Below are 12409 nucleotides of genomic sequence, written 5' to 3'. Positions count from 1 at the left end.
GGATGACGAATGGCGCCGGGTCGGATTTCGGCGCAACTGTTTCGACCAACAATGGCGAACAGCGCGATTACGTGACCATGTCGATCGGCGACCAGATGTTCGGGATTCCGGTGCTGACCGTCCAGGACGTGCTCGGGCCACAGAACATCGCGCGTGTGCCGCTGGCGCCGCCCGAAGTGGCCGGCAGCCTCAATCTGCGCGGCCGCATCGTAACGGCGATCGACGTGCGACCGCGCCTTGGCCTGGCGACCCGCGAGGGCGGCAAGGCGGCGATGTCGGTGGTCGTCGAACACGACGGCGAACTCTACAGCCTGCTGGTCGACAGCGTCGGTGAGGTGTTGAGCCTCAATTCGCGCGACTACCAGCGCAACCCGCCGACCCTGAGCCCGCGCCTGCGCGAGTTCTCGGACGGAATCTATCGCCTCAACGGGTCGCTGCTGGTCGTCCTGAATGTCGGCTCCTTGCTGGACTTCGGTACGCGTTCGGACGTTGCCTAAGAAGAAAATCGCGAACCGGGGGGATTGTTCTTGGCCGAGAACGCCTTCCGCAAATAGATGAATTTCGGCTAAAAGTTCTGATACAGTAATTGACGGACCAAGCAGTTGCTGACTATTGCTAATGACGCGAAGGCACTGCCAGGCGTCGAAGTTTGGCAACGGTCCGGGTGCATACGTTCGGCGAACGGAGTTTCTGAATGAAGTCTTGCCTCGTGGTTGACGATTCCAAAGTCGTCCGCATGGTGGCCCGCAAGATTCTTGAGGGCCTCAACTTCCAGATCGTCGAAGCCGAAAACGGCAAACTCGCCATGGAAGAGTGCGTCAAGGAAATGCCTGACGCCATTCTGCTCGACTGGAACATGCCAGTCATGAGCGGGATCGAGTTCCTGCGCTTGCTGCGCAAGATGGATGGCGGCCAGACTCCTATCGTGGTGTTCTGCACGACGGAAAACGACATCCAGCACATCCAGGAGGCCATCACGGCGGGCGCCAACGAGTACATCATGAAGCCGTTCGACAGTGAGATCATCGAATCGAAGTTCTCCCAGGTCGGTTTGTTGTGAGCGAGGCAGCTGTGCGGCGACTTTCGAAAAGCCGCCCGCGCGGGCTGAATACTTAGACTGGGACAGGTTGGCGTAATGACACCCTTCAAAGCGGCAGCAGCGGGCGCCGGCGGTAAGGCCGGACCGTATCGCGTCATGGTGGTGGATGACTCCGCCGTCATTCGCGGCTTGCTGACCCGCGCATTGGAATCCGACCCGGCTATCAAAGTGGTCACCACGGTCGGCAACGGGCAGTTGGCCATCGACGCCCTGGCGCGCCCGGACAATGACATTGAAGTCATCGTGCTCGATATCGAGATGCCGGTGATGGATGGCCTGACGGCACTGCCGCGCCTGTTGCAAACGAAGCCTGGCGTCGCGGTGATCATGGCCTCGACGCTCACCCTCAAAGGGGCGTCGGTGTCGATGAAGGCGATGTCGCTGGGTGCTTCCGATTATGTGCCGAAGCCGACCACGACTGGCGCCATTTCTGCCGCCACCGATTTCAAGGCAGACCTCGTCGAGAAGGTGAAATCCTGGGCCCAGGCCGGCCGTCGCAAGCGCGGCATCGCGGCGCCTTCGCCGACAGGCGAGCCCGGGGCCGCGGCACCGACCGCACTGAAACGTCTTTACGGCTCGCAGCCGGTAAAACTGCGCGACATGCCGCCCTTGCTGAAGCCGGATTGCCTGGCTATCGGTTCATCAACAGGCGGCCCGCAGGCATTGTTCAAGGTGTTCCAGGCAGTCGGCAAGATCACGCATTTGCCGGTCTTTGTGACACAGCACATGCCGGCAACCTTTACCACCATTCTTGCTGAACATCTGGGCCAGGCGGCGGGCATGCCATCGGCTGAAGCCAAGGATGGCGAACCGGTTGTGGCAGGACGCATCTATGTGGCGCCCGGCGACTATCACATGGTTGTCGAAGGTACAGCGGTGCAGCGCGTCGTCCGACTTAACAAGAACCCACCTGAGAATTTCTGCCGCCCTGCGGTCGATCCCATGCTGCGTTCCATTGCCAAGGTTTACGGAGCCAAGACATTGTTTGTCATGCTCACGGGAATGGGGCAGGATGGTTTGAAGGGGGCACAGGAACTGACCAATGCTGGGGGAACTGTGATCGCCCAAGACGAACCAAGTTCTGTGGTGTGGGGTATGCCCGGCGCCGTGGCGACTGCGGGTCTTTGTTCAGCGGTTCTTCCGCTCGCCGATATCGGCCCATTCGTCAAAAAGACGATCTTCCGCAGCGGGACATGAGGCAACCGTCGATGACGATCACGGACTTCGACTTCATTTGCCAGATCCTGAAGACCCGGTCGGGCCTGTTGCTGACCAACGACAAGGCATATCTGTTGGAGAGCCGCCTGTTGCCGGTCGCGCGCAAGTGGAAGCTCGCAACCTTTGACGATCTCGTGCGTCTCATCCGGACCAAGAATGACGAAGCGGTCATCCGCGACGTGGTCGAGGCGATGACCACGAATGAGTCCTTCTTCTTCCGCGACACCAAGCCCTTCGATCAGTTCAAGCAGATTTGCCTGCCGGCGATGCTCAAGGCACGTGCCGCGCAGAAAACCCTTCGCATCTGGTCGGCTGCCTGCTCGTCGGGGCAGGAAGCCTATTCGCTGGCCATGATCCTGTCCGAGATGGGGGCGCAGCTCAATGGCTGGAAGATCGACATTGTTGGTACCGACCTGTCGCAGGAAATTCTCAACCGCGCCAAGGAAGGCATGTACTCTCAGTTCGAGGTGCAGCGCGGCCTGCCGATCACGCTGCTGGTGAAATATTTCCAGCAGACCGGCGATCGCTGGAAGCTTTCGGACACCATTCGCAACAAGGTGCAGTACCGCGAGTGGAACCTGCTCAATGACCCAGCGCCCTTGGGCAAGTTCGACATCGTCTATTGCCGCAACGTGCTGATCTATTTCGACCAGCCGACCAAGTCCAAGGTCCTTGCCGGTATCGCCAAGCAGATGCCCGATGATGGCTTTTTGTTTCTTGGCGGTGCCGAGACCGTGCTTGGCATCTCGGACAAGTTCCAGTTGCTGCCCGGCCAGCGCGGCATCTACGGGCTCACCGGCGGCATCAAGGCGCCGACCGCTTTCGGTGCGGCCCCGGCGACACCGCGGGCATAGCTTCCCTGCCACATGGCGGAAGGCGATGGCCGGGTCATGACCCGGCCGTTATCGTTTGGGGCTGCGGCTTCCCGCGCCGAAATGGAAAATGCCCGGGACTGGCCCGGGCATTCCTATGCAGCGATATGGCGCGAAAGCTCAGGCGCTCTCGGCCGTCTTGGCGGGCAGGGAGCTGTCTTCCGGGTCGCGTAGCACATAGCCGCGACCCCAGACCGTTTCGATATAGTTCTCGCCACCGGTCGCCGTGCTCAGCTTCTTCCTCAGCTTGCAGACGAAGACGTCGATGATCTTCAGTTCCGGCTCGTCCATGCCGCCATAGAGATGGTTGAGGAACATCTCCTTGGTCAGGGTCGTGCCCTTGCGCAGGGACAGCAGTTCGAGGATGCCGTATTCCTTGCCGGTCAGATGCAACGGTTGGCTCTCTACCTCGACGGTGCGGGTATCGAGATTAACCGTGAGGCGGCCGGTCTTGATGATTGAATCCGAGTGGCCTTTGGAGCGGCGCACGATCGCCTGCAGACGCGCGATCAGTTCGCGCCGGTCGAACGGCTTTGTCAGGTAATCGTCGGCACCGAAGCCCAGGCCCTTGATCTTGCTGTCGAGCTCGGAGAGGCCGGAAAGAATCAAGATCGGTGTGTTAATGCGCGCGGCGCGCAGCCGGCGCAAGACCTCGTAGCCGTCGATATCGGGCAACATCAGGTCAAGAATAATGATGTCGTAATCGTAGAGCTTACCGATCTCGAGTCCGTCTTCCCCGAGATTAGTTGTGTCAACGATATAGCCCTCGGCTTTCAGCATCAGCTCGATGCTTTGGGCGGTGTTGGAATCGTCTTCGACGACTAGCACGCGCATGGCAAGGACCTCATCCGGTTCTCGACCGTAGCCGATCGATCAATGAATCTTAACCATTAATAGCGGCCTGTGTAAAGCACTTGGCGTTAACTTTGATGACGGAGGGTGAGGAATTTTGGATCAGGAATAGGGGCCTAAATCCCAATAAGCCCAATGTCTTAACGACCGCGGCCCCGAATACTCGGCCATAAAGACTGCCTTAACCACTTATTTAATAGCCCCGCGTTAGGGTAACCTCAGGACCGGAGAACCACGTCGCGGTGGTCTCTGCAGTGTCCTCGGCATGAAAAGGAAGACCGCGGGGTGAGCGCCAAATTGCAGGATTTCGACGCGTTCTACCGCGAGCTCGCGCGCGTGCCCGAAATACGTATCTATGGGCGCGTCGCCGCCGTCGTCGGCATGCTGGTCGAGATCAGCGGCATGGAAAGCGCGCTTTCGATCGGCGCGCGTTGCGCGCTGGTGGACCGCAACCAGCGCCAGGTGCCGTGCGAAATCGTCGGCTTCCGCGAAGGCCTGGCACTCGCCATGACCTATGGCTCGCTGGAAGGCGTGGGACTGGGCAGCAAGGTTGTGTTGATCGACGGCGAGCCGGTCGTGCGTCCGACCCGTGCCTGGCTGGGCCGCGTGATCAATGCCTTCGGCGAACCGATCGATGGCAAGGGGCCTTTGCCGCAGGGGCCGGAACCCTGCCGGATCCGCAACCAACCGCCACCCGCCCATGCGCGTGTCCGTGTCGGGGGCAAGATCGACCTCGGCATCAAGGCCATCAACACCTTCACGAGCGTCTGCAAGGGGCAGCGCCTTGGCATCTTTGCGGCATCCGGCATCGGCAAGTCGGTGCTGATGTCGATGATGGCGCGCTATACCTCGCTCGACATCAACGTGATCGGGCTGATCGGTGAACGTGGCCGCGAAGTGCAGGAGTTCATCGAGGACGAATTGGGGCCGGAAGGCTTGGCCCGCAGCGTCGTCGTTGTCGCGACTTCGGATGAATCGCCGTTGCTCCGGCGCCAGGCGGCGCAGATGACGCTGGCACTGGCGGAACTCTTCCGCGATCAGGGCGAAGATGTTCTTTGCCTGATGGATTCCGTGACCCGCTTTGCCATGGCGATGCGCGAGATCGGCCTTTCGATCGGCGAGCCGCCTGCCTCCAAAGGCTACACACCATCGGTTTTTGCCGAGCTGCCGCGATTGTTGGAACGGGCAGGGCCTGGCGTGGCAGGATCCGGCTCGATCACCGGCCTCTTCACCGTGCTGGTCGAAGGCGACGATCATAACGAACCCATTGCCGATGCCTGCCGCGGAATCTTGGACGGGCATATCGTGCTGGAGCGCTCGATTGCCGAGCGCGGGCGCTATCCGGCAGTCAATATCCTGCGCTCGCTGTCGCGCACCATGCCCGGCTGCAACAACGAGTTCGAAAACAAGATCGTGCGTGAGGCGCGGCGCCATATGTCGGTCTATGAGGACATGGCCGAACTCATTCGCCTCGGCGCCTATAAACGCGGCACCGATCCGGCGGTCGACCAGGCATTGCTGCTATACCCGGAGATCGAACGGTTCCTTGGCCAGCGGCGCGAGGAGCAGTCGACGCTTGCCAGCGGCTACAGCACATTGGCAGGTATTCTAGGGCTTGTGGATGATACAGCCGTGACTGGCGACGAGGCTGCCAGCGAATGAATGGCCTCGACCAGCTGCTGCGTCTGCAGAAATGGACGCTCGACGAGAAGCGACGGCAGGCCGCAGATCTCACGGCGCTGATCGAGCGCTTGCAGGGTGATATTACGAAGCTCGATGCAGATGTCGCGCGCGAGATCGAGATCGCGCGCACTGACCTCGAAGCCAGCCGGCATTTGCCGGGCTATCGCGACATGATGTCCAAACGCCGCGAGCGGCTGGAGCAATCGGTTGCCGATGTCACCTTGGAGCTCGAGCGCGTGCGCGAGGAAATCGCCGAGACCTTCGGCGACATCAAGAAGACGGAGCAGACTATCCAGAACCGCCAGGAGCGTAAGCGCCAGGCGGCGGCACGGCGCGAGCAGATCGCGACCGATGAAATGGGCCTCGAACAGCATCGCCGCAAGATGAAGCGCGAGAGCTAGACCGTATAGGTTGGCCGGCCTTTTTTGAGGTCGTCGAGCGGGATCACTGGAAACTCATTGACCGTCTGAAATGCAATCGAGCCGGCAAAGCCGGTAAGGCCGCGCGTTTCCTCGTAGATGGCTTCGATCTCGCGGCGCATGCGCTCGGTCAGGCGCTGGCGGCTCCTGACCATGAGGTCAAAGCGCTGCGGGCGCATCAGGCCGTCGAGTTGGAATGGGCCAAGGCGCGAAAAGTCCGCCTCGACCACGAAACGCGTACCGCTGCCCCGTTCATTTGCCCCCGCCTCGCCTTTCTTTGAGCGACGATAGAAGAGGTTGATCTGGCTGATTTGGCCCTTGTCATCGATCACGGGCAGGAAAAGTGCGCGCCAATCCACCTCCGGCCGATCCTGCGCGAGTGCCGAAAGCTGCGCGAATTCGCCTTTGAGGCGCTTCACCAATTCTTCCTTGTCGCCGCCAATTCCTTTGCTGGCGAGCAGGGGCCCCAGTAGCTTGGCGAGGTCACCGCTGCGCAGCGCCGCCATGGCGCTCATGAGGCCAGCGCCGAGGCGAATGCCGGCATGCGGCAACATTGCCAGTGCCTGATGTGCCGTGTCCGCATCGATCGCAGCGCGCGTTGCCTCGGGGCTTGACCCCTGCAACAGGGCAACGAGATCAGCAAGCGTCGGCCAGCCTTGCGAGAGGGTGAGCAGTGCCTGTTGCGGTGTCTGCACGACAGGCGTCGGCAACGCCGGCGGACCGGCGCTTTCCAGCGTATCGATCGCAAGCGCCAGTTGTGCGCCCGGCACCAGGGCCGAACGGTGCTGCAGCATGATGTCGCCAATGGGCGTATGGATGACGGCATGCCCGGCCGGCGTCACGCTGACGACGCGACCAAAGATGACCTGACCCTGGGCGTCATGGGGATCGAGCGCGATGGGATCGAACGTTATCTGCTGCCCGGCCTGCATCTGGACTGCCAATACGCGCAGCTTCAATTCCGCGCCGAGCGGCAGTGGCTGACCGGGTGCGGTCGACCGCGTTCCGGCCGGCTTGATCTCGTCGACCGACAGATCCGGCATGGCGCCGGCCGCTGCAAATAACGCCAGGATGCGCTGCTTGGCACCGGCCGTGAGCGCGCTCTCAACCGGAATTCCGCCGATGGACGCCGCATTGGATTCAGGAAAGTCCGGCATGGGTGCCGCTGCCACGCCGTCACGCACTGCAACCTGCGACAATGATGCCGACGGGGCAGGGGTGCCGACGCTGGTGACGCTCGTCCGGTCCTTTTTCTCGGCACCCGCGGCAAGCAGTGCCGCTTGCACTGTCGCGGCGCTGGTCAACGTGGCTGCGGGTATGATCTCCACCAAGATGGGGCCGACGGGTATGCTCGGTGCTGGGGTGCCGCCGGCGGCGGCCAGGATCGGCGCCGACGGCAGCGTTACGTTGCCTCCGACAGGCAGTGGCAGCTCCCCACTCTGCCCTGTGGGAGGCGGCGCTGGCGGCAACGTTGTGGTTGTCGCGCCAGGTACGGGTATCCCAGCACCAGTTCCGCTTTGGGGCGGTGCAGTTGGTGGAATACCGGCTGGCGCAGCTGCCGGCGGCGAAGCCGGCGCAGGCGAAGGTGGTGTGGGTGTGGGCGCTGGCGGTGCCGGTGATGGTGCTTGCGGCGATTGCACCTGTGGAAATTGGGCCGGCGTAGATGGGGCCGGCGGAGATGGGGCTGGGGTTGACGGGACTGGTGCCGATTGAACTGGCGTAGATTGAGCTGGCGTAGATTGAGCCGGCGCGGGCCCTGGCTGCGGCGGTTGAACCGGGGGAGGTTGGACTGCCGCCGGTGAGGATGGGGGCGGCGCGGGCGGCACCTGCGGCAAGGCTGTTGCAGGCAAGGGTGAAGATGCAGCAGGGGCCGGCTCACGGACCACCACGGCGCGCAAATTGGACCCGACGAACTCGATGCTGGGCTCGACGCGTGGCGGCGGTGCCGGCGCTGGCGCGCTCGCCCCCGGACGCACATCGGTGCTGCCGGCCTGGGTGCCCCCCGCCGGCACAGGTGTCGCTGTGGGGGGGCTTGTTCCGGTGGTCTGGGCCGTGGTCGGTGGTGCCGGGCGCGCGAGCAAATCGTTCGACAGGATGAGGACCTGCAGGCGGTCACCGGCCGGTCGGACCTCAAGCGTCACATGGGCGCCTGCTGGCAGAGTGACGTTGGCGGCGACACGGACCGTACCCTTGTCGGTGGCGATGGCGGTAAGGCCGTCACTTTCCCGCCCGAGTACAACGCCCTTGATGATCGTGCCCGGGTCGACTTGGCGCAGGCCCCGCGGCGGATCGGCGACCGTCCCCAACACCGAGGTCGTCGCCACCGTGCCCGAAGGCCCGACGAAGCGGCCGCCCAGCGGGTTAAGGATGTCGCTCATGTGAGGTTGATGAGCGGGATCTGCCCGGCCAGCGCCTCCACATCCTGCGCGGCGATGCTGCCGGGATGGCGTGTGAGCAACGGCGCTTGGGCGCGGATCGCCTCCTTCACCTTTGGGTCGCGGCGGATGATGCCAAGGAGCGGCGGATCCAGCTTCAGGAAATTCTGGCAGGCCTTTGAAAGCGTGGCGTAGGTCTGCTGGCCCTGGATGGTGTCCTGCGCCGAATTGACGACCAGGCCCACCCGGCAGGGCGCCTGGTCGGAGGTCAACATCTTGATGAGCGCGTAGGCATCGGTGAGCGTGGTCGGCTCGTCATTGGCGACGACAAGCGCCGTCTCGCATTGCGCCGCGAGCAGGCGGACCGGTCGGTCGATGCCCGCACCAAGGTCGATGATGACGCGGTCATATTGTGTCGCCACGTCGCGCAACGCCGCGATCAGCGCAGAGAGTCGGTGCAAGGGCATGTTGGCGAGGCCGCCGGAGCCGGAGCGACCGGCAATCACATCAAATCCGGCCGCAGAGCGGGTGACGGCCCTGGCCAGCGGCAGTTGCCGTTCGATTGCCGTGCCGAGATCGATCGCCGGCGTCAGGCCAAGCTGAATATCCACATTGGCAAGGCCGAGATCGCCGTCGAACAGGACGACGCGCTCCCCATTGCGTGACAATGCCTGGGCGAGGGTGATGGAAAGCCAGGTCTTGCCGACACCGCCCTTGCCCGAGGCGATCGCGATCGCGCCGGGAATAACGGCACTATCGGATTTGACGGCGGCGATGCCGCGCTGTGCCTGCTCGTTCATGATCTCGTTCCAAATGCTTGACGGGGCAGTTCACGCTTTGGCGCGGCATCTGGCCGGCTCTGCAACAGCCATTCAGCCAACCGATCCGCGCCGACGATATCAAGCCCGGTTGCGATTTCGGGCGACACACCGAATTCCGCGAAAGCGAACCGACCAGCCTCAGCTGCCGACAGGATACCACCGTAGCGCCGCGCGGCGTCAATGCGGGTGGGGATAAGGCGGCTGGCCCCGGCTTCGGCAAATAGCTGGCCGAGTTCCCCGGATTCGACTGGGCAGCCGCCGGCCGCCATGACCAGAACCATTTCGGCTTTGACCGCCTGGGCGAGGTCGGTGAGATGAGCCAGATCGCCGGCCTCCAGTGGGTTGCAGCCGACGGTGTCGATGATGACCAGCGCATCGGCGGGTGCCTGGGCTACTGCTCGCTTCAACGTACCGGCATCGCCGGCCCGAAAGGCTTGCACCTGCAAAGCCTTGGCATAGGTGCCAAGCTGTTCAACGGCACCGGCCTTGACGACGTCGCAGGTGATGGCGACGCTCTGCCACTTGCGCAGTTTGGCGCGGGCGATCAACTTGGCAAGCGTTGCCGTTTTGCCGGCGCCCGGCAGGCCGACCAGCATGATCGGCCGGGCCGGGCGGCGCTCCGTCAGCGGCTGGCTCGGAAAGCGCAGGCGCAGCGCAGCCGCCAGGGCCTGGTGCGGGTTCTCGAGCAGTACCTGTGCCGCCTGCTGCGTCAGCCGATCGGCAAGCGTCGGTGCGACCCGGTGGAAGTCGAGTGCCTGGGCTATGGCGTCGAGCGGATCCTGGGCAGGGGCGGGCGGCTGAGCGAGGATCGCATCGCGATCGAGCGCTGCGGTGATTTTGACCACCTGCCCGATCTGTTCGACATTCAGAATGACTGCATCTTCGCCCAGCTCGGCCTTCACCGCGGCCATGGCGTCCTTCATGCTGGGCGCGTTGTAGGTGCGCAGGCGCATCAGATCTGCCCGAGAGTGCGAATCTTGGCCTTGGGATGAATTTCATTCTGCGACATCACGGTTGTCGCCGGGCGGAAGCGCTCGACGATCGACCGGACGAAGGGGCGGATCCCGGGGCTGGTCAGCAGGACCGGGCTATCGCCCATGATGGCGAAACGCTCGAAAGTCTGGCGGACGCTCTGGATGAATTGCTGCAGGTCGCTCGGCGCCATGACCAACTGCCGGTCCTCGCCATCACCGCGGACGGCGTTGGCGAAGGCCTGCTCCCATTCGGGCGACAACGTCACCAGCGGGATCACGCCGGAGCCGTCGCTGCTGGCATCCGATATCTGGCGGGCGAGGCGTGCGCGGACATGCTCGACGATGGCGTTGACGTTGCGGGAATAGCCGGCCGCTTCGGCGACCCCTTCGAGAATATTCGGCAGGTCGCGGATGGAGACGCGTTCCGACAGAAGCGCCTGCAGAACGCGCTGGACGCCGCCCACGGAAATCTGGCCGGGAATGAGATCGGCAACCAGCTTCTGGTTTTCCTTCGGCAGTTCGTCGAGCAGCTTCTGCGTTTCGGCATGCGACAGCAGCTCGGCCATGTTGTCCTTCACCAGCTCCGTCAAATGTGTCGTGATGACGGTCGCCGGATCGACAACGGTATAGCCGCGAAAGAGTGCCTCCTCACGGGCGCTGGGATCAACCCACATGGCGGGCAGGCCGAAGGTGGGCTCGGTGGTCTCCTCGCCGGACATGTTGATCTTGTCGCCGCGTGGATCCATCACCAGGATCATGTTGGGGCGCAAATCGCCACGCCCGGCCTCGATTTCCTTGATGCGGATCACATAGGAATTGGCCTGGATCTGCAAATTGTCCTGGATGCGGACGGCTGGCAGGATATAGCCCATTTCGCCGGCGAGCTGCCGGCGCAGCGCCTTGACCTGGTCGGTCAAGCGATGCCCGCGCTCCGTATTGATGAGGCCAAGAAGCCCGTAGCCGAGCTCGAGGCGGATGGCATCGAGCGACAACGCGGTCGAAATCGGCTCTTCGGCGACAGGCACATGGGATTGCTCGGCCACCTGCTGTTGCACCGCGACAACGGCGGCTTTCTTCTGATGGCGCATGACCAGATAGGCCATGAGGCCGGTCAGTCCCGCCAAGCTGAGAAAAGGCAGGGTTGGGATGCCCGGCATCAGCGACATGAGCGTCATCAGGAAGGCAGCAAGCCCCAACGCCGCCGGATAGCCGGACAACTGCTTGAAGAGCGCCTTGTCTGTCGAGCCGGAAACGCCTGCCTTGGTGACCAGCATGCCGGCGCCGGTCGAAACGATGAGCGCCGGAATCTGCGAAACCAGGCCGTCGCCGACCGTCAGCAAGGTGTAGGTCGAGGCCGCCTCGCTCATCGAGAGGCCCTCTTGCGCCACGCCGATGATGATGCCGCCAATGACGTTGATGAAGACGATGATGAGGCCGGCGATGGCGTCACCGCGAACGAACTTCGCCGCACCGTCCATGGAGCCGAAGAAGTTGCTTTCGTCTTCGAGGTTCTTGCGCCTTGCCTTGGCTTCCTTTTCGTCGATCAGGCCGGCCGACAGGTCGGCGTCGACCGCCATCTGCTTGCCGGGCATGGCGTCCAGGCTGAAGCGCGCCGACACTTCGGCGATACGGCCCGAACCCTTGGTGATGACGACGAAGTTTACCAGCACCAGGATGGCGAAGACGATGATGCCGATGACGTAGTTGCCACCCATGATGAAGCCGCCGAAGGCCTGGATGACGTGACCGGCGGCATCAGTGCCTTCATGGCCATGGGTAAGGATGAGGCGGGTTGAGGCGAGGTTGAGCGCCAAGCGCAGCATCGTTACCAGAAGGAGGACGGTCGGAAAGCTGGAGAAGTCGAGCGGCTTCTCGATGAACAGCACCGTCATCAGGATGAGGATTGAGATGGTGATCGAGAAGGCTAGCGAGATATCGAGCAGCCAAGCCGGCATCGGGAAGATGAGCACCGACAGCACAGACACGAGGCCCAGTGCCAGCGCAATCTCGCCGCGCTTGAGGAACTTGAGTGCGTGGCCGAGCGACTGCATGCCGCCGCCTGGAGTGCCATTGCCCGTCGCCGCATCGGTCATCGA

General features: G+C 63.0%; 12 protein-coding genes. 7 read left to right on the top strand and 5 right to left on the bottom strand.

The features are described 5' to 3' along the window. The first annotated feature begins 2 nt into the window (after nt 1–2). The 4 genes from SMD31_RS01525 (at nt 3) to SMD31_RS01510 (ending at nt 3171) form a co-directional block, all read left to right on the top strand. A complete protein-coding gene (locus SMD31_RS01525) occupies nt 3–497 on the top strand; it encodes a chemotaxis protein CheW (RefSeq protein WP_320500992.1) in 495 nt (164 codons plus the stop codon). Between the two features lie 197 nt (nt 498–694). After that, nucleotides 695–1060: a response regulator gene (locus SMD31_RS01520; protein ID WP_320498851.1), complete on the top strand. Its 366-nt coding sequence runs from the start codon at nt 695–697 to the stop codon at nt 1058–1060. Nucleotides 1061–1135: 75 nt separating this feature from the next. Next, nucleotides 1136–2296, top strand: coding sequence for a protein-glutamate methylesterase/protein-glutamine glutaminase (locus SMD31_RS01515; protein ID WP_320498850.1), 1161 nt, complete (start codon nt 1136–1138; stop codon nt 2294–2296). A gap of 11 nt (nt 2297–2307) precedes the next feature. Then, a complete protein-coding gene (locus tag SMD31_RS01510; RefSeq protein WP_320498849.1) occupies nt 2308–3171 on the top strand; it encodes a CheR family methyltransferase in 864 nt (287 codons plus the stop codon). A 138-nt stretch (nt 3172–3309) separates the two neighbouring features. Here SMD31_RS01510 and ctrA read toward each other — a convergent pair whose 3' ends face one another. After that, entirely contained in the window at nt 3310–4023 is a 714-nt protein-coding gene (gene ctrA / locus SMD31_RS01505; RefSeq protein WP_320498848.1) for a response regulator transcription factor CtrA, read from the bottom strand. Nucleotides 4024–4326: 303 nt separating this feature from the next. Here ctrA and fliI point away from each other — a divergent pair, with 303 nt between their 5' ends. Together fliI and SMD31_RS01495 are read left to right on the top strand one after the other, a co-directional pair. Next, nucleotides 4327–5703 carry a flagellar protein export ATPase FliI gene (gene fliI, locus SMD31_RS01500; RefSeq protein ID WP_320498846.1) on the top strand — a complete coding sequence of 459 codons (1377 nt, stop codon included), beginning with the start codon at nt 4327–4329 and terminating at the stop codon, nt 5701–5703. Next, complete coding sequence (locus tag SMD31_RS01495) at nt 5700–6125, top strand: hypothetical protein (RefSeq protein ID WP_320498844.1); 426 nt, start codon at nt 5700–5702, stop codon at nt 6123–6125. The genes fliI and SMD31_RS01495 overlap by 4 nt, the downstream gene beginning before the upstream one ends. On the opposite strand, the gene SMD31_RS01490 is transcribed toward SMD31_RS01495, so the two are convergent. Continuing rightward, a complete protein-coding gene (locus SMD31_RS01490) occupies nt 6122–7471 on the bottom strand; it encodes a hypothetical protein (protein ID WP_320498842.1) in 1350 nt (449 codons plus the stop codon). The genes SMD31_RS01495 and SMD31_RS01490 overlap by 4 nt on opposite strands. A 143-nt stretch (nt 7472–7614) precedes the next feature. Here SMD31_RS01490 and SMD31_RS01485 point away from each other — a divergent pair, with 143 nt between their 5' ends. Next, nucleotides 7615–7806 (top strand): hypothetical protein, encoded by a 192-nt coding sequence (locus SMD31_RS01485; RefSeq protein ID WP_320498840.1) that lies wholly within the window; start codon nt 7615–7617, stop codon nt 7804–7806. A 711-nt stretch (nt 7807–8517) separates the two neighbouring features. On the opposite strand, the gene SMD31_RS01480 is transcribed toward SMD31_RS01485, so the two are convergent. Genes SMD31_RS01480 through flhA form a run of 3 tightly spaced genes read right to left on the bottom strand, consistent with a single transcriptional unit; the run spans nt 8518 to nt 12406 of the window. Further along, on the bottom strand, nt 8518–9318 hold the full coding sequence (locus SMD31_RS01480; RefSeq protein WP_320498839.1) for a MinD/ParA family protein: 801 nt from the start codon (nt 9316–9318) through the stop codon (nt 8518–8520). Then, nucleotides 9315–10292, bottom strand: coding sequence for a flagellar biosynthesis protein FlhF (locus SMD31_RS01475; protein ID WP_320498838.1), 978 nt, complete (start codon nt 10290–10292; stop codon nt 9315–9317). Before SMD31_RS01475 ends, SMD31_RS01480 begins: the two co-directional genes overlap by 4 nt. Next, the gene (gene flhA / locus SMD31_RS01470) at nt 10292–12406 is read right to left on the bottom strand and encodes a flagellar biosynthesis protein FlhA (RefSeq protein ID WP_407652067.1); all 2115 of its coding nucleotides are present in this window, start codon (nt 12404–12406) and stop codon (nt 10292–10294) included. Before flhA ends, SMD31_RS01475 begins: the two co-directional genes overlap by 1 nt. Between the last annotated feature and the right edge of the window lie 3 nt (nt 12407–12409).

This window comes from Dongia rigui (assembly GCF_034044635.1).
GTDB lineage: Bacteria > Pseudomonadota > Alphaproteobacteria > Dongiales > Dongiaceae > Dongia > Dongia rigui.
The sequence above is the reverse complement of the archived record's forward strand: the minus strand, read 5'-3'. Positions and strand labels throughout refer to the sequence as shown.

Excerpts from the sequence above, each read along its gene's own strand:
- SMD31_RS01475 (WP_320498838.1), bottom strand. The coding sequence starts at position 10,292 with ATGCGCCTGCGCACCTACAACGCGCCCAGCATGAAGGACGCCATGGCC.
- SMD31_RS01520 (WP_320498851.1), top strand. The coding sequence starts at position 695 with ATGAAGTCTTGCCTCGTGGTTGACGATTCCAAAGTCGTCCGCATGGTG.
- SMD31_RS01510 (WP_320498849.1), top strand. The coding sequence starts at position 2,308 with ATGACGATCACGGACTTCGACTTCATTTGCCAGATCCTGAAGACCCGG.
- SMD31_RS01480 (WP_320498839.1), bottom strand. The coding sequence starts at position 9,318 with ATGAACGAGCAGGCACAGCGCGGCATCGCCGCCGTCAAATCCGATAGT.
- flhA (WP_407652067.1), bottom strand. The coding sequence starts at position 12,406 with ATGACCGATGCGGCGACGGGCAATGGCACTCCAGGCGGCGGCATGCAG.
- SMD31_RS01495 (WP_320498844.1), top strand. The coding sequence starts at position 5,700 with ATGAATGGCCTCGACCAGCTGCTGCGTCTGCAGAAATGGACGCTCGAC.
- SMD31_RS01515 (WP_320498850.1), top strand. The coding sequence starts at position 1,136 with ATGACACCCTTCAAAGCGGCAGCAGCGGGCGCCGGCGGTAAGGCCGGA.
- ctrA (WP_320498848.1), bottom strand. The coding sequence starts at position 4,023 with ATGCGCGTGCTAGTCGTCGAAGACGATTCCAACACCGCCCAAAGCATC.
- SMD31_RS01525 (WP_320500992.1), top strand. The coding sequence starts at position 3 with ATGACGAATGGCGCCGGGTCGGATTTCGGCGCAACTGTTTCGACCAAC.